Below are 20,578 nucleotides of genomic sequence, written 5' to 3'. Positions count from 1 at the left end.
ACGTTCCAGAAGGCAGAGCGTTGCGTGCAATACCGCATATGTAAAAAGGGCCGCGACGGAATTCGTCGCGACCCTCTCATCAAGCACTCTGTACATTGGTACGCGAGTGCTCTCATATTCTCGCCATGCCGTTATCCTAGGCATGGCTTCAAACTGATCGTCCAGTGCGGCTGCACTGCCGCGGACGACAAGGTTTTACCGTCCGCGACGAGAATCGCGGCGGTCACTTTTGGCTGGCCCGCGTCCACCTGAATTACGCTTGTCCGCACTGCGGCCAGCCCAGCCGCTGCTACGCTCATCACCGCTGCGACCTGCACCGCGCCCGCCACGGCCACCTTGGCCTGCTGCACCGCGACTGCTGTCGCTGCTGCGCGCCGATCCGCGTCCTGCGCTGCGCTCATCGCCACTGCGGCCGCCGCTACGGCCACCGCTGCGTCCACCTTCACTGCCGCGGGAACCACGGCCTCCGCGGCCGCCTTCATTACGTCCGCTGCGGCCTGCGCCGCGACGGGCACTGCCTGTTCCCGCAGAGCGCCCACCTGAACGTTCATCATTATCCTGACTGTTAATGGAACGTCTGGCTGCTCCGGTGGAGGCCACTGGACCTTCGCTTGTCCACTGGATGCGGGTCAGCTTCTGATTGGTGCCTTCCTCAATACGTGCAAGCTCCGGTCTGTCATGCTGCGTTGCAAACGTCACGGCAAGACCCGTTCCGCCGGCACGACCCGTACGGCCGATTCGGTGGATATAGCTCTCTGCATCATGTGGAATGTCATAGTTGAATACATGCGTTACGCCTTCCACATCCAGTCCGCGTGCCGCCACATCGGTAGCCACGAGGATTTGCAGTTTTGCGTCGCGGAATGCCTTCATGACATTTTCGCGCTTGGATTGGGACAGATCCCCATGAAGCTCGTCGCTCTCGTATCCTGCTTCGCGCAGATCCTCATTCAGCTTGGATGCACGGCGCTTGGTCCGGCAGAAAATAATCGCCAGGTACGGGCGATATGTATCAATCATGCCGCGAAGCGCATCGAACTTGCCACGATCCGTACATTCCAGCACCTGCTGACGAATCTGATTGATCGGGATAACCGATTTCGAAGATACTTTTACATCCTCGGGATCTTTCATGTAGTTTTTCGCCAGGTTGCGAATGCCCTTCGGCATCGTTGCCGAGAAGAGCATCGTCTGACGTTTATGTGGCAGTTCACGTAGAATGGTTTCTACATCATCCAGGAAGCCCATGTGCAGCATTTGGTCCGCTTCATCCAGCACCAGTTTCTTCACGTTATCGAGCTTCAGCGTGCCACGGCGCAGGTGATCCAGAAGACGCCCCGGTGTACCGATGACGATCTGAGTCCCATTTTGCAGCTTGCGCAGCTGTTTCTCCACGTCCTGTCCGCCATACACAGCAAGCACATGAAGCTTATCGTCATTTGCCGTCAGCTTCTTCGCTTCCTCTGTAATTTGCAAGGCCAGCTCACGCGTAGGGGCAATAATCAATGCCTGTGGCGAGCGGTCCGATACGTTGATTTTTTGAATAATCGGCAGCAAAAAAGCCAGCGTTTTTCCTGTACCTGTCTGTGCCTCAGCAATAATGTCACGTCCGCCTAACAGTACGGGAATCGAGCGCTCCTGTACCGGTGTCGGCACGGCGATCCCCTGATGTTTCAGGATTTCGCACCATTCCGGGCGAATGCCCAGTTGTTCAAAGTTTGCCAATCGTTACACCTCTGTATGTTCATTTAGATAAGCCCATTTCCATGTATTCTTCCCACGGAAATGGATTTTCAAAAAGCAATCAGTCCGTCTGCTCTTTTTCTCCATACCGTGTAGTTTACACGTTTGTCCAGCAAAACAAAAGGGTACCGGACATGTTCCGGCACCCTTTTATTGTATTTCATGTTCCAGAGGTCATGGATCTCCTTTAACCATGGCTCTGTGAGACCGCAAACCCGCTTCTCTCCAGCAAACGCGAGCTTTCCTCGTTCAAGCCTCGGAGATGAACCGTTTTGCCCAGTTTCGCATATTTGAACTTCACCTTGCCGATGGCAACAACGGCCGTGTTATCCCAGATATGTGATCCGCCAAAATCAATCGTGATCTCCTCCGGATCCGTCTCGGCATGAAACTCATCCACGAAGCGGGATGAAGAACCGAAGAAGAACGGACCGTGAACACGGTATACCTTTTGACCCTGTTCATCGATGGCATGAACACGAATCTTGGCCTGTTTCCACCCAAAATGCAGGGCGCTAAGCACAACGCCGACCAATACACCGATGGATAGATCGTTGGTGATGACGACGATCACAACCGTGACCACCATGACGAAGGCCTCTGCGCGGGGAACACGTGCAATATTTTTGACGGAACTCCAGTCAAACGTACCGATACACACCATAAACATGACACCTACCAGCGCACCCATCGGTACCTGTTTCACCACTCCGCTGAGCAGCAGCAGCAGGATGGCCAGAAAGGCGCCTGCCGTAAAGGTGGACAACCGTCCCCGGCCGCCGGACTTCACATTAATGACGGATTGTCCGATCATCGCACAGCCACCCATGCCGCCGAATAATCCGTTAACGAAGTTGGCAATCCCCTGACCGCGCACCTCACGGTTTTTGCTGCTCTTGGTCTCCGTCATCTCATCCACGATGGTAGCGGTCAGCAGGGATTCCAGCAAACCTACCAGCGCCATCGTGAATGAATAGGGCAGCAAAATCATCAGCGTGTTGAAGGACCACTCAATATTGGGCACATGGAACATTGGGAGGGTACTCGTCAAATTCCCCATATCGCCAACCTGCTTCACATCCAGATGGAACACCACTGTAATAATCGTCATAACGATAATCGCAATGAGAGGGGCCGGAACGCCTTTGAAAAACCGTGGCAAAATATAAATGATGGCCAGTGTGCCTGCAACCATCGCGTACATGATCCAGTTCGCGCCAGTAAAATGCGTCAGCTGCGCCATGAAGATCAAAATCGCCAGGGCATTTACAAATCCGGTAAGTACCGAGTGCGGCACAAACGTAATGAACTTCCCAACTTTAAAAATCCCCAAAATAAACTGAATAATTCCTGTCAATATCGTGGCCGCGAATAGGTATTCCACGCCGTAATCCTTGACGAGACCAACCATCAGCACCGCCATGGCGCCCGTAGCAGCCGAGATCATTCCCGGTCTTCCGCCTGCAATCGAGATCACGATCGCAATCGTAATCGATGCGTACAATCCGACCATCGGATCGACACCTGCAATGATGGAGAAGGCAATAGCTTCCGGAATCAGCGCCAGCGCTACCGTAATACCTGCCAGCACGTCTCCGCGAATGTTGCCGAACCATTGTTGTTTTAACGTATTCATATATTCTTGCCGTTCCTCCTACACCTATAACCCCTTGGGTTGATTGCCTGAAATGCAGCAGCTAGGCACGTCACTGACCAACCACGACAGGGCAGCACAAAAGAGCGGAACACTATCTCCGCATCATGGCCTGTACGTGTTGATATAAGATGCTCTTCATCCGGAGCATGTTGTCCGAGTCCGCAGCATCCTGCTAGATCCGTTCCAGTGCGTTCCACATGATTCTGTTACATCATTCAGGTTCGAGCTTGGGAGACGTCAGAAGCTGACTCATGATGTCTCTGGTCTTCCCCTCTCAGAAAGACCGGGTCCGTTATGTACTGACCTATTATTATAGACAGGACAATCCTTTTATACGAACAGGCTATATCTTCGCAAACGTTAGATTATCCCTGGATTTCTTTTATTTTTATAATATATCTCGATTATGCTCTGTTTATCTGTTTTATAGATATTGCATTATTTCCCAGACCAAAAAAGCCGTTAACGCTCCTTCACCAAGAAGCAGCATTAACAGCTCTCTCTCCTACCTTAATGTAACTAGAATCTTCCCGATTTGAAAATGGAATAGAGCAGGAAGGCCACCATCAGAATCGCAACCAGAAAACCGATCTCAATGACCGGAATATCCCACAGCATCGTTGACTGATGACTGATTGAGGAACCAATAATGAGTCCGACCATAATGATACAAAAAGCGAGCAGCACAATACTGAAGGATAGACGATTACTGATCTGATCCAGCCTGCGCATCAGTGTCTCCAATTCAGGTACGCTGACCTCAAGCCGCAGCTTGCCCTTACTGATAATGGAGGATAGCTGCCGGAGCTGCCCCGGCAATCCGATCACACTCTCAGCCATGTCTGCCGCACTGCGGAACAGCCTATTCTTGATTCGGCCCGGACTGAACCGGTCCTTGATCAGCTTCCGGCCGAAGGGTTCCGCCATATCCACAATGCTGAGCGATGGATCCAGATGTTCGATCACGCCTTCCATCGTGAGCAGTGATTTTCCCAACAGCACAATGTCAGCTGGCATGACGACCCGGTGTCTCTGCGCGACACCAAACAGATCATTAAGTGCCTGACCCACGCTGATTTTGGAAAAGGGAATATCATAGTATTTGCTGCGCAGCTTGTCCAGGTCATTATGGAGGCCGCGGAGATCCATGTCATCAGGCATCATGCCCAGTTTCTCAATCGCCCGAATCATGCTGTCTGTATCCTTGCGCATCAACCCGATGATGAGCGAAGCCAGATGCTGCTTCATCTCATCGCTCAGAGTGCCAACCATGCCGAAATCGATAAACGCCAGTCGCCCGTCTTTTAACACCATCAGGTTGCCAGGATGCGGATCCGCATGGAAGAAACCATGAATAAAGATCTGATTCAACAAGGAATCCACCAATCGTTGGGCAATGTCATTGAGGTCATGTCCACGTCTGACCAGTTCGTCACGGTCATTCAGCTTGATACCTTCAACGTATTCCATGGTTAACACACGAGAGGAGGTCTGATCCCAGTAGATTAAAGGGATTTTGACTTTGTTATCCTGCTGGTACTGCTGGGCAATCTTCTCGGTATTCCGCCCTTCGACGGTATAATCCAGTTCAGCCATCAGCGCCTGGGCATACTCCTCTACCATCTGCGGAATCTGGTACTGCTTCACCCAGTCCCATCGCTTCTCCGCCATCGCTGTCAGCTCACGCAAAATGTCCAAATCTCGCTGTACAATCCGCGAGATGCCGGGACGCTGGATCTTGATGGCGACCGCCTCACCGCTTCGTAGCTTGCCCAGGTGCACCTGCCCGATGCTGGCTGCAGCCACAGGGGTATCCTCGAACCGGGAAAAGATCTCCTCCAGTGGTGTATCTAATTCCTGTTCCAAAATCCCCCGTGCCGTTTCCGAAGAGAAAGGGGGCACCTGATCCTGCAGCTTCACCAGTTCACGAATGACCGGCTCAGGCAGCAGATCCGCCCTTGTGCTTGCCAGTTGCCCCAGCTTCACGAAAGCCGGCCCCAGCTCCTGCAGCACCAGCCTGATCCGTTCACTCAGCGTTTTGGTCGTGTGTGCTTCACGTGACATCCACCGCCGGGGTATGGCCAGCAGCTGGAACAGCCCCAGTTCCTCGACCATATAACCGAAGCCATGACGCACCAGCGCCATGGCAATTTCCCGGTATCTGCCGACATGTTTAATTCGCACAGCCATCTACTCGATCTCGTTTCCTTTGTGCGGAGGAGGAACTTCAAGTGGAGCTGGGGATACATCTGGTTGAAGCTGTGGTGTTTGGCCCAGTTCGGCGAGCTTTTTCTCCAGTACCGCAACGCGCTGTTCCAGACTGGTCACATCACTCTCCGAAGGTACGCCTACTTCCTGAAGCACCCGCTTGACCTGCTCATGAATCACTCGCTTGAGCTGGCCCTGTTCTTCGTCGCCACGTTCCATCAGACGCTCTACCAAGGCTTTGGATTCACCGGGCGCAAGTTCCCCGCGCTTGACCAGATCATCTACGGTTTTTTCGATTTTTTCCTTACTTACGACAGTAAGACCTAACCCCAATGAGATCGCCTTTTTGAACAAATCGCTCATTCTTGTCATCCTCCTCTTCGTTGATCTCTATATTATACCCTTTATACCCAGCACAACAAAGAAGCGGTCAGGTTACACGTAGCGCGCTGCCCATTTGCCTGCCTGCAGAATCAGCTGGCGATAGGATTCGTGTGCAAAAGAAGGCACATGATGCCCTGGCATGAGGTACACGATCCGGCCTAATCCATAGGTATGTGCCCAAGCCGCAGGTTTAGGTCCCTCTTCAGTCTGGTACTCAAGCAGAATCGTAGTCTCGGCGAATGATCCGAACTCGAACAGGTAAGGCTCTTCTTCCATGGTGAATCCGGTAATCCCCTCGGTCACAGGGTGTTTATGTTCCGTTACGGTAAACTCCAGCGGTGCATACGGTGGATGATGCAGGAATTTCGCACCGATCATCTGCTTGAGTTCATAACGATTTTGAAGCGAAATCCCGTTATGTAGAATGACCAGTCCGCCTCCATTGCTCACATAGGACAGCAATCCAGCTGTCTGCTGAGGGGAGACTTTCCCCTTCCAATCGTCCATGTATGAAATACATACATCAAATCCCGATATATTTTCCTGCAGCAGCATATTGCGATTCTCACTGCACTGCACGGTCATGCTATCATGAAAAATACGGCTGATCTCTGCGTCAACATCCTGCAGCGGATGCCAGTCCGGATGTGTATAATCGCCGAGCAACAACGCCTTTTTACGATGGTCCATTAATAAAACTCCTTTCATGTTAAACCTATATAAAATGAGAAAAGTTTCTACACCGTTTCACTCCGATTGCAGAACCATCTTACGATCGCTGTTATCCCTAGATTTTTTTGTATTCTTTTATTAATGAGAAAATCTAGGGATAAGCGTATGCTTCCGATGTAGCTTTCTTATAGAAAGCTTTCAGCGAGCACTTCGTTTCTCCAGATTGGTTCTGCTCTCTCCGTTATAGTGTAGAAGTAGACTCACTTTATAAACAAGATTACCAGGGAAGATCGTCCCCCTTATAGTCTACATAGGCAGGCTGATCTCCCATAAAATCCTTGTGGCGGTCAATAAGTGCTGCGATATGCTGTGCCGATTGTTCTGGCGTAAGGTCTGCGGCTGTGTTCAATTCACCGCTCATATAGCTCTGCACCCAACCGGGATGAATCAGCATGACCTGTCCACCTTCATCCTTGATCCCATTATGCACAAGCCGGGCCTGCATGTTTAGTGCAGATTTGGACATGCAGTAAGCGAACCAGCCATGTCGGTCGCACTGCTCAATACTGCCCGCCTCCGATGAGATGTCCACAATCAGCTTGCCCGCGCCCGCAAGAAGGAGGGGCAGCAATGCGTGAGTTACGCGCAGTGAACCCAGCGTATTCACGTTGAATACCTCTGCCATTTCGGCAAAGTTTAACGGCCCGCGGACATGATCCGTAATATCCCCTAGTATAGCCGCATTATTGATCAGCATATCCAGACGATCTGTATCCAGTTTGATGGTTTCGGTAAACAGTGCAACGGACAGATCATCGGCAATATCCAGGTCGATGACCCGAAGATGCTTCGGATAAGCTTGCATTAACAGACGAATCCCCTCAGAATCCTCCATGTCCAAGCCCGCAGCATACACCGTATATCCTCTCTTCAGCATTTGTGCCGTCAGAGCCAATCCAAGTCCCCGGGCTGCCCCGGTCACACATACGGTTCTCACCATGCTTCCCCTCCTTATCCAGGCTACTCTGTCTTTTAATTCATTCCACATGGTCAGGCAAAAACCTCTAAATGTAAACAGGAAAGCCCAACTTCACGACCAAAGTCTCATGATGCGACACTTGCAGGATTATCTTCTCTTTTGTCACCTCATCTAAAAATCGTTCTTTATATATGCTGACCACTTCTTCTCAGCCCGAATGACAGACAATGCTGCACCCATCTCACTGCCGCACCCGGATGAGAACCAAGATGAACATGGGTATACCCGGCTACAACGTTACCTCTGGCATATCCCTCCTGCTTCATGCCCCGTAATCCCTTAGTCTCATAAGCATAGGGAACGTCGCCTTCCTCTTGGTAGGTCATGGTAGAGTAATGAAATTCATGGCCCCGGATCACTTCTCCTTTTTTCAGCAAAAAGGAATCCTCTACAGCTCTAGCCTCACGATAACCGAGTGCTGCACGCTTCGCTTGCATCTGTACCCCAGCAGGTATAATCCCTGCCATGTTATAAGTTAGCCCTTCTCGATTAGTTAATGTCTCCGCGAGCACCATATAACCCCCGCATTCCGCAAACAAAGGCATCTCACTGCGAACGGCCTCACGCAGTCCCTCCAGAAACGAGATGTTATCTGCGATCAAAGCAGCAAACTCCTCCGGGAAGCCGCCGCCAAGATAAATGCCATCCGCTTCTGGCGGTACGCCTTCTCCTGCAAGAGGACTGAAATACTTCAATCGGGCTCCGGCTGCTTCGAGCAGCTCCAGATTGTCCGGGTAATAGAAATTAAAAGCGGCATCCCGGGCAACGGCTATTACGGGACGTGACGAAGCCTCTTGTTCATCGGGCTGGCCTACCGTGCTGTCTTCGCTATTCTTTAAGTTAACATCGGTCCACATAGGATCTGTTTTTTGCGGTGAGACATCCTCACGGTTAATGGTTAACTCTTCTATGGCAGGTGCAGCCTTCGCTATGGCAACAATCGCATCCAGATCGGTGCCTTCCAGCAGCGCGTCCGCAGCTCGCTCGAATAGAGGTTCCAATTCTCCACGTTCTATGGCAGGGACCAGCCCCAGGTGACGCTCGGGAATCGACATGTCTTCCTCCCGTTTCAGCCAGCCGACCACAGGAATGCCGCACATCTGCTCAATGGCCTTCTTCACAATACTGTAGTGGCCCGCACTTCCGCAGCGATTGACGATGACACCAGCGATGTTAAGCTCAGGATCCAGCTGCTGAAAACCAAGCACGATCGCGGCTGCACTGCGAGCCATGCTGCGGACATCCACGACCAGAATGACCGGAGTCTGTGTTACGAGAGCAATCTCCGCAGTAGACCCCGTATTACTTAAGGGATCTTTGCCGTCATACAGACCCATGACACCTTCAATAATGGAAATATCATGTCCCGCTGACGCTTTGGCAAATGCTTCTCTTACATATTCCGGAGAGGTCATCCATGCATCCAGATTTCGCGATGCTCTGCCCGTTACAGCCGTATGATAGGTTGGATCAATATAATCCGGTCCGCATTTGAAGCCCTGTACGCTCATTCCGCTCCGGGCCAGTGCTTTCATCAGGCCCAGGGTCACCGTTGTTTTTCCTGCACCACTTCCCGTTCCGGCTATGATCAGCCTTGGTCTGGCATGTTGATTTGAAATGGTCATGATCCATTCCCACCTTTCTTCGATATAACAAAACCGCACCAATAAACGATGCGGCTTAAATCAACCATAATGGCTTCATCTCGTGAAGCACATGATTCTAAATTATAGTTTAGTCAAAAGGGATTCGCGTTACGGAAATCGTCAGGTTTCCGCTCTTTTTCTTCTCCAACAGCCAGTTGTCTGCTCCGGAAGACAATAATGCCGCAGGCTCGCTCACACCGTAAGCTCCGGTATATTTAAAAACTGTCTCCGATGGATTGGGAAGCTTGACAGTATTCAGCTCGGCTGGCGTATACGTCACAAGTTCCCAGTCATATTTGGCGCATAGAGCCAGCAGGCCTTCTTCATCCTTTTTCAGATCAATGGTAGCTACGTTTCGCACGCTTTTCACCGAAAGAGACAACTCTTCCAATGTGGTGAGCATCTCCCGCTCCAGTTCTTCAGCAGATGTGCCGCGGTTGCAGCCCATGCCCAGTACAAGGCTCTTCGGTCGATACAGCACACCATTCGTTAGAAAACGTGTCTGTTCATCTTCCGTGAGCAGGCGGTCGCTGACCACAAGTGCCGCATTGAACGGAAATGACTCGGCTTCCTCCAGACTGCTGAAGACACGAATATGATCCGGTACAGGCTTGTTATATCGCCACCAGTTCCGCTCTCCTGTCTCCTGAATCAGCGCAACCGGCTCCTCGTTAACAACTGCTGCACTGACTGGCGTAGCCTTGTCGAAGCTGTCCACGATCCAGCCCAGCTCCCGTCCGAACATGTCTACCGGAATCGTTCCTTGCACATCCGAAGCGGTTGTAATTACCGCACGTGCACCGAGTACTTCTGCAACCTGACGAGTCAGTTCATTCGCCCCGCCGAGATGGCCGGACAGGACACTGATAACATTCTCTCCGCGGTCATCAATGACCAGCACCGCAGGATCCACCTTTTTGTCCACCAGAATTGGGGCAATCATGCGGACCACCGCTCCCAGAGAAATAAATAGAATGATGCCATTGTATCGCTTGAACAGATCCGGCAGAATCAGCTTCACCGAGCCTTCAAACAGCTGATAACCCAGCTCTTCTTCATCCCCGCGGGCGAACTTGCTCATGTAATACACATCCGTACCCTGGAATTGTCCAGCCAGATTGCGTACCATCTCCACGCCATGCTTCGTAATAGCAACGGCTGCAAACGGATTACTCACCGGACTTCACTCCCTTGCGATAACCATGGGTGAAGGACTTGTCATACAGCTTGGAACGGTGGGCATCCCGGTTCACAAGATCGGGATCAAGTGCCCAGCCTGCCAGAATCATCGCATGCATCGTAATACCAGCGGCACGCAGATCGGCAGCCAGATTGGCGAGCGTGGTCCGTACAATTTTCTGATCCGGCCAAGTCGCCCGCTGCACAACTGCCACCGGTGTATCTTCGCTCCACCCTGCGGCGAGGAATTCAACCACGACTTTTTTCGCCAGTGTAGCACTCAGGAAGAGGGCCACTGTACAGTGATGCGACGCCAGATCACGCAGCTTCTCGCGCTCAGGCACTGGTGTACGTCCTTCTGCGCGGGTCAGAATAACCGTCTGCGTTAGTTCCGGCACAGTTAGTTCCGCTCCGAGGGCTGCCGCCGAAGCAAAGACCGAGCTAACTCCCGGGATAATCTCATACTCCACACCCTGCTGTTTCAGCAGTACCATCTGCTCCAGAATTGCGCCGTACATCGCCGGATCACCGGTATGCACGCGAGCTACGCTGCGGCCTGCACGAGTAGCTTCGCACATGAGTTCAACCTGCTGCTCCAGATCCATACCGGAGCTTTGCAGCACTTCTGCTTCAGGCTTTGCTGTCGCAATCAGTTCATCGTTCACGAGGGAGTCGGTGTACAGGACCAGATCTGCATTTTTCAAAATGTTCGAGCCCTTCACCGTAATCAGTTCGGGGTCACCCGGGCCTGCACCTACGATATAAACTTTCGGTTCCAGTGTTTTCATTTGCTCACCACCATCAGGCTCAGATATTCCAGCTCCTGCCCTTTCAGTTCACGGGCATCGCGCCAGACCAGTTCATATGGAGAAGTGACTTTGGTGACAACCGAGGCTTTGCCGCCGAGACCCATCTCGTCCAGCAGTTCAAGCATCGGGTCAAGCACCTTCGCCACTTTGATAAACACAATCGTATCGTGATTCTCAATTGCTTGACGCATCGCTTCCTTATCGGCGGTTGCGGGGATAATGCCCACCTGCTCATCACCGTCTGCCAGATGGATATCCAGTGCAGCTGCGGCGCCCAGTACAGATGAAATTCCCGGAATCGAAGCAATCGGCACCTCGGGATGCAGTTCACGCATCAGCCTTGCCAGATGAATGAAGGTGCTGTACAGATTCGGATCGCCTTCGGTTACAAAGGCCACATCCTTACCCTCCTTCAGCGCACCCCAACAGGCCTCGACGGTTTTGCCCCACTCCCGTTCAAGGACAACCGGGTCCTTGGTCATCGGAAAGATCAGGCCGAGCATCTCCTTCTCTTCCGGGTTGACGTACAGTTCCACGATCTCGTGGGCATACGATTTGCCGCCTTTACGCTTCTTCGGATACGCAACCACCGGACACTCCCGGATCATTCGGTATGCCTTCACCGTAATCAGTTCCGGGTCTCCCGGCCCGACACCCACGCCATACAGCGTACCTACTGCTGCCGTACTCATGTTGTTTTCCCCCTTGTCCTGTCCTTGAAAAGTCATTCTTCCGCTCCGGCTACCGCTTCCTCTGCCGCTGCATGCTGGCCTGTGATCACGTAGATTGGATTCAATCCGTCAAAACGGGTCATGTTCAGAATCGGCTTGCTGCGCGCCGTCTGAAGCAGCGTCACCGATGCATCCATGCCCGCTTCGCGCATGGCCTTCATGCTGTCATGCAGCGTCTCGATCGTCGCTGCATTCACGACGATGCGTCCCTCCGGGCGCAGCCGGGACGCGCATAGGGCGATCAGCTGCGCGAGCTCGCCGCCGCTGCCACCAATGAACACCGCATCCGGATTCGGTAGTTCGTCCAGCCCTGCTGGTGCTTTGGCATGAAGGACGGTAAAGTCCGTCCGGAATTTGATCCGGTTGGCCTCGATGTTCACGAGGTCCCCTTCGTTCTTTTCGATGGCGAAGACCTGGCCCCGCGGCGCCAGCCGCGTGCACTCGACGGCCACCGAGCCGGAACCTGCGCCGATATCCCACACGATGCTGTCCTCGCCAAGTCGCAGCTCCGACAAGCTGAAGGCGCGGACCTCGCGCTTGGTAATCAGGCCTTTCTCCGGTTTGCGCTGATGGAATTCCTCATCTGCAAACCCAAAGCCTTTGCGCGGTGGCGGTGCATCCTTGCGGCGCAGCAAAATAACGACGTTCAGCGGGCTGCATTCAGCTGCCGCCAGTTCGTCCAGGGTGTAATGGCGGGCACGCTCGTCTGGCCCGCCGAGGTTCTCGGCAACGTAGGCATCATACTCGGTCATGCCGAACTGTTGCAGATAAGCCCCAACCGCAGCGGGGCTGTTATGCTCGTCCGTGAGCAGTGCAATTTTGGCTTGCCCATCAATGCGCTGTGCGAGGCCCTTGAGCGGACGTCCGTGCACGCTTTCGAGCACGGCGTCGTGCCAGCTCTCGCCAAGCTTGGCGAATGCCAGCTGCAGCGAACTGAGATTAGGCCGGATCTCCAGTTGATCCGGGCCCAGCTTGCGCGCCAAGTACCCGGCGATGCCGTAGAACAGCGGGTCTCCCGAGGCAAGCACAACGATGTTGTGCGTGTCCTGCAGCGCTTTTATTTTCACAACCAAGTCGCTTAATCCGCTCTTAATCGTGAGCTTCTCTCCCGCAAATGCTGGGAAGTACTGCAGCTGACGTTCGCCGCCCACAAGTACATCCGCTTCCTGAATCAGATTCTGACTATCCGCCGTCAATCCTGCCGCACCTTCTTCACCTACGCCGATGATACGGATTCTATGATTCCTTGCTCCAGTTGCTGTCGTCCAGTTCACTGATTTCCGCCCTCCCCAGTTCCATTCCTTTCATCGTTACCAATACCACTTCGACCGTTACGCCGCCTCCGGCATGCTCCAGACAGTGCCTACAGGCATAGGTACATAGCTTTTCAAAATAGGGCAAATACCCCGCCTCAGTCATCATGTCGGCCACTTGAGTCGCCGTGTTGGCTTCCTCGATCGCTTGCGCCAGTTCATCTCCAGCCCCGGTCTCGCGGGCCACGGACGCAAGAAATCCAAAATCCACCGGCGCACTCTTGGAGTGCACCATCATGACCCCTTGGGCCACTTTGGCAAATTTGCCCGGCATCCCCACCAGGCTGATGCGTTTCATGCCCAGTCGTTTCCCGTGTTTGATAGCAAAACCAACAAAGTCACCCATCTGAATGAAGGCTTCTTCGGGCAGTTCTGGCATCATTTTCATCGCATATTTCTCACTACTGCCGCCTGTCGTCAGCACGATGTGATCACAACCGGACGCCTGCGCAACTGAGATGGCTTGTACCACACTGGCTTTGTACGCAGAGGTGGAGAACGGAACGACCACGCCACGTGTACCCAAAATGGAGATGCCGCCCAGAATGCCGAGACGCGAATTCAACGTCTTCTTGGCAATCTCTTCGCCGTCCGGCACGCTTATGACGACCCTCACACCCCTGGCTGTCCCATGTTCGGCAAGTACCTGGGTCACAGCCTCGGTAATCATACGACGCGGAACGGGATTAATCGCCGCTTCGCCCACAGGAACAGGCAAGCCGGGTTTAGTAACACGTCCTACCCCGATGCCGCCATCCAGCTCCACACCAGGCTCCTCCCGCCAGGAGACGTGTGCGATGATCTTCGCCAGATGCGTAGCATCCGGGTCATCCCCGGCATCCTTGATGGTCGCACAGGTGGCCGTGCCGTCCGTCATCAGTTCCTGCTCGATCAGTTCGAACGAGTGGTCAAAGCCCGCGGGCAATGAAACCACAGCCTGTGCAGGAGTAACTCCGGTTAACAGGAGCTGTGTGGCTCCCTTGGCAACGGCCGTAGCGCAGGCACCTGTGGTGAAGCCGGAACGCATCGGTTTGTCCGGATCGGGTGCTTCCCCGCTTTTCATGCGTTTCTTTTCCATGGCTTTGAACCTCCCGTCCTTTCTTATCACATTACATAGTAGATGACACTTGGCTGCGAAGACTACGGGGTGACCGCTACGGGTACGGATCGTTCTTCCGATCGCTGTTGTCTCCAGATTTATTTTGATTCCCTTATGTATAGGGAGAATTCCGGAGACAAAGGCGAACGCTGTCGCTTCTACAGAATCGATTCCGTCCCCTTCGCTACTCCCTGCGTCTTTGCATACCTAACCTAAAAAAGTTCGTGATCAAACCTCATGAGCTAAACAATGTCATGATGTTTATTATGGGTAACTGGACATTCCATGCTACTAGCAGATAGCTTGGAATGTAGTTATCAAGTTTACGGTTCAGGCCTTTACAATTTAGCAATTGAGCAATGCTTAAGGATTGAACTACCCATGCACTTTGCACCATGCATGCTCAAACATTCGCTCTGTTTCAGTTGATTCTGGCTGACTCTAACGAATTCAGGAAGTGCTATTCGAGCCGATTTCCACACACTGAAAATCTAACGAATCGTAGCGATGCTATTTCACCAGGAACCCGACGTCCCCACCGTTTTTGGCATCTTTGAGCAGAATAGCCTCACTCAGGTTCGTTAGAGTTTAAAACTCATGATTATCTGCGAAATAAGGCTCTTAATGTTCGTTAGCACTGCCCTTGTACTCTCTGCTAGGTACGCTCTAGCTACGCTCAGTGTAGGCTGAAACAGCGACTAAGCCTTCACTGCCATCAGTGAGATGGCGTTCAAGGCAGCTACCACGATGGTGCTGCCGCCTTTACGGCCGATGTTCGTGATAAACGGGATGTCCAGCTTGCGTAGCTCATCCTTGGATTCGGCTGCGGACACGAATCCGACAGGCATACCGATGATCAAGCCTGGCTTGGCTTCACCTTCCTTTACCAAACGGATCAGCTCCAGCAATGCTGTCGGTGCGTTACCGATAGCATAGATTCCGCCCTCGTAGGCCTTGGTTGCTTTACGCGTCGAGATGATGGCCCGCGTTGTATTCAATCGCTTCGCTTCCTCCATCACATCCGGGTCGGAAATATGCACGTGCACATCTCCACCGAACCCACGAATACGATCCTTGCTTACTCCAGCCTGGATCATCTGTACGTCGGCAATGACGGATTGTCCCGCACGAAGGGCTGCAATTCCTGCCTGAATGGCATCCGGATGAAACACCATGCTGCGGCCAAGTTCAAAGTCAGCTGATGCATGAATGACACGCTGTACAACGGGATATTGTTCATCCGTGAATGGGTGCTCACCCAGCTCCTCGGTAATCATCTCGAAGCTTTTTCCCTCAATCTCCTGAGGCTGTACAGTTAATGGTTTAAATTCCGTTTTGAAATCCATATGCACTCACTCCTTCAATCGTAAAATGATTCAAAATGGGTCTATCCCAATTTGATCTATTCGGGTGTCCTACTGCTTCAATACGCGCTTTAACTCGGAGAGTACGCCTTCAAATTCATCAAACACCGTTCCGAATTCGGCTTCTGGGCGGGATATCAATACAACCTGAATGCCTAGCTCCAGTGCAGATTGAATCTTCTCATCTACAGCCCCGGTCTTGCCGCTTTCCTTGGTCACCATCACGGTGGTGGCATAATGCTTGTACAATGCTTCGTTCATTTCACGGGAAAAGGGTCCCTGCATGGCAATAATATTGCGCTGTTCCACACCCAGTTCACTGCATTTCTCCATATTGTCGAGACGCGGAAGCATACGGGCAACGAGACGTATGTCAGGATCACCGAGCAGATGCTTGGTAAAAATCTGCAGCGTTTTGCTTCCTGTTGTTAGCATGACAGAACCTTTGAGTTCTTTCGCCTTAAGAGCGGCCTCATCATAGGAAGGCACGACATGGAGCAACGGATGGTCATCGTAGGCAAGTCCCGTCCGCTCGTAACGGATATAAGGAATTCCTGCCTGTCTGGCTGCTTCCATGGCATTGGCATGGGCCTCCTCCGCAAAGGGATGACTTGCATCCACTATGGCATGGCTTCCTTTTTCACGGACAAGCTGAGTCATTGCCTCTACCGTCAGCCTGCCTGATCGAACCGGCAACCCGGCTTCGGACAAACTGTGTGCCGCACTCTCGGTTACAACCGATGTGAGTACGTCCACACCCTGCTGCTTAATCTGCACAGCCAATTCTCGCGCATCACTTGTGCCACATAACATCAAGATCATGGGCGGTTCACCCGTTCCGAGGCAGCTGCGATCTCTGCATGCCCAGCATCCTCTGGTGAGATGTACTTTCCTTCATGTCCCTCTTCATCTTGACTGTTCAACGCACCTTCTTGTTCATGATGCGAATGGTGCAGTTCACCGTCGTGATCATGATGGAAATCCGGCGATGCTTCACGGCTGCTCATGGCATGGTCGTGATCATGGTGCTCCTCATCGTGGTGGTGATCATGTGCATGATTATGATGGTGGTCATGGTCATGATCGTGATGATGATCGTGGTCATGATCGTGCCCGTGATCGTGATCATGGTGATGGTGGTGATGTTTGGCAGCCTCAAGTCTAAATTGGCAGTTGTCGCAGTTGGCCGCTACCCGTCCATTCAACCCTTCGTTCGCACGTTCCAATACCAGTTCCACCAATTTCGGATGGAATCCAAAATAACCACCAATTTCCACCTGAACGTCCGGATGTGCCGCAGCAAATTCTGCGGTCATCTCATCAATGCGTTTGATCAGCACCCCTGTGAACAGGAAATAAGGCATGATGACGATTTTCTTCGCCCCGAGCAGGAGACAACGCTGCAGTCCATCCGGGAATGAAGGCTGCGTCACGCCGATAAAGCTGCTTTCGGCCCATTTGTACGGTAGCTTCTCCCATAACATCCGGGTCATTTTGAAAAAGTCGCTATTGGCATCTGGGTCACTGCTTCCCCGTCCAAGGACAAGCACGGCTGTCTCCTCATCCGTGACAGTAGCAGGCGGAGCTGCCACTGCTGCGCCGCCTTGATTGGCGGTAACAAGGACAGGCTGTGCTTCCTGCAGACGGGTTTGCATAATTTGAACGACTTTCTCATGTACGCCAATCGGGCGCCCATATACAAATTCCACTTGCGGATAACGAATCTTGGCCCGGTCGATGGCATTCGGAATATCAATTTTGGCGTGGCCCGCAGCAAACAAAATAATCGGTACCAATACGACGCGTGTTGCGCCTTTATCTACACAAGCCGTAACTCCTTCGGCAATACTCGGTCTTGTTAATTCCAAAAAACAGGTCTCTACCACGGTGTTCTCCGGCGCTTTCTCCGCTACCGCACGTGCAAACTCCATTAACTCCCGGTTCCCCTCTGGATCACGGCTGCCGTGTCCCACCAGCAAAATGGCATTCATCTCTGGCTTCTTCCTCCCCCGCCTGATCCATAGATCAGACATCTCAATTTTTTATTGTGCTTTACTCGGTAAACGAGCCTTTCACGGAGGGTAACCTGGTTACCCCATCATTTCGATCTATATAAAAGTGCAATGAACTTTTCCGCTATAACTACAAACATTGGATAAAAAATATTAAGACGATAACAAAACTGGCGCGAATCCTAGTCGCCGCATACCGGATTCACTTCCACGGTGACAGGCGCATCTACGTGACGGAAGCCCTGGATTACTCCGACACGTTTAAAAAATTTATGGAATCGCTCATTCGGGTGACCCTTTTCCTTGTACTCCGCTACGATCCGCTCCACAATCCCGCCAATCTGATCACCTGGTATCCCCTCGGCTACTGGCTGGGCAGGGTGAGCATTACGTCCGAACTTCTTGCCGCCAAGGAACAGGTCGTACCCGCCTTTGCGGTAGACGATTCCGATGTCCTCGAGTACGGCACCATAACATGCCATACCGCAGCCATTCAGAGCCACACTGGTCTCTTTCGGCGCACTAAGTCCGCCTATAACAGCCTGCAAATGATTAGCCATCGGAACAGCATCATCCTTCTCCATATTGCAGAAGTCACAGGCCTTCATCTTGATGACGTCACCGATCGGCACCACGATGAAATTCGCTGCACGCAGTTCCTCTACCAACTGATCCGGTTCAAAGGTCGGTACCCGCAAAATAATCTGATGCTCCGGCGTGTATTCCAGCTCGCCTTCTTCACTCGCGCATTGCGCCAGCAGCGCCATCTGGGCTGCTGTAAACTTCTTGTTGCCGACGCCAGGCGACACGCCAATCTCGAACAGCGGTGCCTTACGTCCCGGCTCGGCTGCTGTCCGTACAGCAGCCGCTGCTGCAGTCTGCGGCGCTGCGGCTGGCACGCCTGGTCCAGCTGCATCCAGCCAGCGGCTGGCCGCTTCGCCGGCGAGCTTGCCGCCTGCCGCAAGCCGCGTCAGCGCCTCGGCAGCCAGTTCGGCCGCACCAGCCTGCGGCACCGCCAGGGCAGCACGAGGTGCGCCTTCCACCGCTGCAGGCCGCTCGGCTGCAAGCACTGCGGTGCTGCCGCCCGCTGGCTGAGCAGCAGGCAAGCCAGCACCCTGCTGCCCTTGCGGTCCCATGCCCATACTGGCGCTGGCGCCGCGCAGGGCTGGTTCCGCAGTCGGCTGCGCGGTCTGCGTATCGCGGACTGTGCCTGCTGCATCGGCGGAAGCGGCAGAACGGGCCTCCATCGCGCCGAGCGACCAAGGCTCAGCTTCCGTGCGGAGCCGCTCATGCGGTCTGAGCGGCTGTTCCGCGGTATTCAGCGTGTATTTCCGTTGATATCCGCGCGGTGTGACCATGAGTCCTTCGTACATCATGGTCGAGGAGTTACCAATGATCACAGTCGTAAGCATGCCAATATCATGATTCAACATGTCTTCCAGCGTGGTCATCACGACATCCTGACGTTCACGGTAGGCACTTTTTACAAGCCCCACCGGTGTCTGGGGACTACGGTATCGCAGCAGCATCTCCTGCGTTTCCACGATCTGGCGTGTCCGGCGTCCACTGCGAGGGTTGTACAGAGCAATAACAAAATCAGCTGATGCTGCTGCTTCAACTCGGCGAATAATCGTCTCCCATGGCGTAAGGTGGTCACTCAGACTGATCGTACATGCATCATGCATTACGGGTGCACCCAGCAAGGAAGCACAGGATTGAATGGCAGACACACCCGGAATAACTTCAACGCCAACGCCAGTTTCCGGCCTCCAGCCTTGTTCCATCAGCACCTCATACACCAGTCCAGCCATGCCATATACACCTGCATCCCCACTGGAGATTACTGCAACGATTTTGCCCATCTCGGCCTGTCTGACCGCTTCCTGTGCCCGGCTTACTTCTTCGGTCATGCCTGTCCGTACAATCTCTTGTCCGTCCAGGAGTGGACGAATCAGATCAACGTAAGTGTTATAACCAATGATGACCTCACTCTCCCGAAGTGCCTCCAATGCCCGTGTGGTGATATGCTCCATCGCTCCCGGGCCAAATCCGATAATCAGCAGCTTTCCTTGACTCTGCATTGCTTCTCCTCCTCCATCTCCCTGTTCACCTTTAGCACGTCAATCACATCTATATCATCGCTTCTTCAGCCGTGGTTTGTAGCGAGCTCTTGCTTAATGCGTTGCTCCTTGCAGCTCAACCTTCTTATCCCGGCTATTCCAAAACAGTGAAAAAGGACGGCTTGACCGACCTTCTTCTTCGCGGCATGTTCAATTAAGTCCGGTTCTGGATCAACTGTAAAAAACAAAAAAATCCCATCCTTATAACGGATGGGATACGCATGTACGTACACTCAAGAAGACAGTCCACGGCCCTATAGAGGATAGACCTGTGGCTGCATGGCCGCAAAGGGCCTGCCAGGCGAACCGATTGTTCGCCCGTTTCCTGATTCTTCGTACACCACTCCTTTCCGCGAAGGGTTCGGTGACACATGCAAGGTAGGTCTCCTGGCTCTGGATCATCAGCTTCCTTTTCTGTCTTCCCCGGGTAAACGAGTGACTTGGATGAAAAGGGCTTCCCCATTACAGTGGCGGGACCGCTCGGGATTTGCACCCGATTCCCTGTTACCTCTTGCTCAACGCAAGAGCACCTTGCTTGTTTTCATAAATGATATTGGTTTCATCATAACACCGCTCAGGAAAAAATGTCCATGCTTATGATG

16 protein-coding genes and 1 riboswitch are annotated in these 20,578 nt (G+C 52.9%); all 16 genes read right to left on the bottom strand.

What is annotated here, in order from left to right:
* Positions 1-195: 195 nt before the first annotated feature.
* The 16 genes from MH144_RS15085 to cobJ all read right to left on the bottom strand — a co-directional run bounded on the left by MH144_RS15085 (position 196) and on the right by cobJ (position 19,937).
* A complete protein-coding gene (locus MH144_RS15085) occupies positions 196-1,725 on the bottom strand; it encodes a DEAD/DEAH box helicase (protein WP_239301673.1) in 1,530 nt (509 codons plus the stop codon).
* A gap of 205 nt (positions 1,726-1,930) precedes the next feature.
* Complete coding sequence (locus MH144_RS15080; protein ID WP_239301671.1) at positions 1,931-3,379, bottom strand: SulP family inorganic anion transporter; 1,449 nt, start codon at positions 3,377-3,379, stop codon at positions 1,931-1,933.
* 540 nt (positions 3,380-3,919) lie between these two features.
* On the bottom strand, positions 3,920-5,590 hold the full coding sequence (locus MH144_RS15075; protein ID WP_239301669.1) for an ABC1 kinase family protein: 1,671 nt from the start codon (positions 5,588-5,590) through the stop codon (positions 3,920-3,922).
* Positions 5,591-5,971 (bottom strand): phasin family protein, encoded by a 381-nt coding sequence (locus MH144_RS15070; protein ID WP_153980233.1) that lies wholly within the window; start codon positions 5,969-5,971, stop codon positions 5,591-5,593. It abuts the gene before it with no gap.
* A gap of 72 nt (positions 5,972-6,043) precedes the next feature.
* Positions 6,044-6,682 (bottom strand): ThuA domain-containing protein, encoded by a 639-nt coding sequence (locus tag MH144_RS15065; protein WP_239301660.1) that lies wholly within the window; start codon positions 6,680-6,682, stop codon positions 6,044-6,046.
* Positions 6,683-6,941: 259 nt separating this feature from the next.
* Entirely contained in the window at positions 6,942-7,664 is a 723-nt protein-coding gene (locus MH144_RS15060) for an SDR family NAD(P)-dependent oxidoreductase (RefSeq protein WP_239301658.1), read from the bottom strand.
* Positions 7,665-7,828: 164 nt separating this feature from the next.
* Positions 7,829-9,328, bottom strand: coding sequence for a cobyrinic acid a,c-diamide synthase CobB (locus tag MH144_RS15055; RefSeq protein ID WP_239301638.1), 1,500 nt, complete (start codon positions 9,326-9,328; stop codon positions 7,829-7,831).
* 109 nt (positions 9,329-9,437) lie between these two features.
* The gene (locus MH144_RS15050; protein ID WP_239301629.1) at positions 9,438-10,526 is read right to left on the bottom strand and encodes a cobalt-precorrin 5A hydrolase; all 1,089 of its coding nucleotides are present in this window, start codon (positions 10,524-10,526) and stop codon (positions 9,438-9,440) included.
* Entirely contained in the window at positions 10,519-11,316 is a 798-nt protein-coding gene (cobM, locus tag MH144_RS15045) for a precorrin-4 C(11)-methyltransferase (RefSeq protein WP_095291076.1), read from the bottom strand. Before cobM ends, MH144_RS15050 begins: the two co-directional genes overlap by 8 nt.
* On the bottom strand, positions 11,313-12,029 hold the full coding sequence (cobI, locus tag MH144_RS15040) for a precorrin-2 C(20)-methyltransferase (RefSeq protein ID WP_239301627.1): 717 nt from the start codon (positions 12,027-12,029) through the stop codon (positions 11,313-11,315). Before cobI ends, cobM begins: the two co-directional genes overlap by 4 nt.
* Before the next feature lie 32 nt (positions 12,030-12,061).
* Complete coding sequence (cbiE, locus tag MH144_RS15035) at positions 12,062-13,342, bottom strand: precorrin-6y C5,15-methyltransferase (decarboxylating) subunit CbiE (protein WP_239301625.1); 1,281 nt, start codon at positions 13,340-13,342, stop codon at positions 12,062-12,064.
* Entirely contained in the window at positions 13,305-14,459 is a 1,155-nt protein-coding gene (locus tag MH144_RS15030; RefSeq protein ID WP_095291074.1) for a cobalt-precorrin-5B (C(1))-methyltransferase, read from the bottom strand. Before MH144_RS15030 ends, cbiE begins: the two co-directional genes overlap by 38 nt.
* A 719-nt stretch (positions 14,460-15,178) precedes the next feature.
* Positions 15,179-15,826: a precorrin-8X methylmutase gene (locus MH144_RS15025; protein WP_239301623.1), complete on the bottom strand. Its 648-nt coding sequence runs from the start codon at positions 15,824-15,826 to the stop codon at positions 15,179-15,181.
* A 69-nt stretch (positions 15,827-15,895) separates the two neighbouring features.
* Positions 15,896-16,666: a precorrin-6A reductase gene (gene cobK / locus MH144_RS15020; RefSeq protein WP_239301622.1), complete on the bottom strand. Its 771-nt coding sequence runs from the start codon at positions 16,664-16,666 to the stop codon at positions 15,896-15,898.
* Entirely contained in the window at positions 16,663-17,835 is a 1,173-nt protein-coding gene (locus tag MH144_RS15015; protein ID WP_239301621.1) for a sirohydrochlorin chelatase, read from the bottom strand. The genes cobK and MH144_RS15015 overlap by 4 nt, the downstream gene beginning before the upstream one ends.
* A gap of 203 nt (positions 17,836-18,038) precedes the next feature.
* Positions 18,039-19,937 (bottom strand): precorrin-3B C(17)-methyltransferase, encoded by a 1,899-nt coding sequence (gene cobJ, locus MH144_RS15010; protein ID WP_239301620.1) that lies wholly within the window; start codon positions 19,935-19,937, stop codon positions 18,039-18,041.
* Between the two features lie 399 nt (positions 19,938-20,336).
* Positions 20,337-20,525, bottom strand: a riboswitch (cobalamin riboswitch).
* Positions 20,526-20,578: the final 53 nt, after the last annotated feature.

This window comes from Paenibacillus sp. ACRRY (assembly GCF_022346995.1).
In the GTDB taxonomy this organism is placed as follows: domain Bacteria; phylum Bacillota; class Bacilli; order Paenibacillales; family Paenibacillaceae; genus Paenibacillus.
This window is presented reverse-complemented; position numbering and strand designations above follow the sequence as displayed.

Bases quoted from the DNA above. Each gene is read 5' to 3' on its own strand.
- MH144_RS15080 (WP_239301671.1), bottom strand. From the start codon at position 3,379: ATGAATACGTTAAAACAACAATGGTTCGGCAACATTCGCGGAGACGTG.
- MH144_RS15075 (WP_239301669.1), bottom strand. From the start codon at position 5,590: ATGGCTGTGCGAATTAAACATGTCGGCAGATACCGGGAAATTGCCATG.
- MH144_RS15070 (WP_153980233.1), bottom strand. From the start codon at position 5,971: ATGAGCGATTTGTTCAAAAAGGCGATCTCATTGGGGTTAGGTCTTACT.
- MH144_RS15065 (WP_239301660.1), bottom strand. From the start codon at position 6,682: ATGGACCATCGTAAAAAGGCGTTGTTGCTCGGCGATTATACACATCCG.
- MH144_RS15060 (WP_239301658.1), bottom strand. From the start codon at position 7,664: ATGGTGAGAACCGTATGTGTGACCGGGGCAGCCCGGGGACTTGGATTG.
- MH144_RS15055 (WP_239301638.1), bottom strand. From the start codon at position 9,328: ATGACCATTTCAAATCAACATGCCAGACCAAGGCTGATCATAGCCGGA.
- cobM (WP_095291076.1), bottom strand. From the start codon at position 11,316: ATGAAAACACTGGAACCGAAAGTTTATATCGTAGGTGCAGGCCCGGGT.
- cobI (WP_239301627.1), bottom strand. From the start codon at position 12,029: ATGAGTACGGCAGCAGTAGGTACGCTGTATGGCGTGGGTGTCGGGCCG.
- MH144_RS15030 (WP_095291074.1), bottom strand. From the start codon at position 14,459: ATGGAAAAGAAACGCATGAAAAGCGGGGAAGCACCCGATCCGGACAAA.
- MH144_RS15025 (WP_239301623.1), bottom strand. From the start codon at position 15,826: ATGGATTTCAAAACGGAATTTAAACCATTAACTGTACAGCCTCAGGAG.
- cobK (WP_239301622.1), bottom strand. From the start codon at position 16,666: ATGATCTTGATGTTATGTGGCACAAGTGATGCGCGAGAATTGGCTGTG.
- MH144_RS15015 (WP_239301621.1), bottom strand. From the start codon at position 17,835: ATGAATGCCATTTTGCTGGTGGGACACGGCAGCCGTGATCCAGAGGGG.
- cobJ (WP_239301620.1), bottom strand. From the start codon at position 19,937: ATGCAGAGTCAAGGAAAGCTGCTGATTATCGGATTTGGCCCGGGAGCG.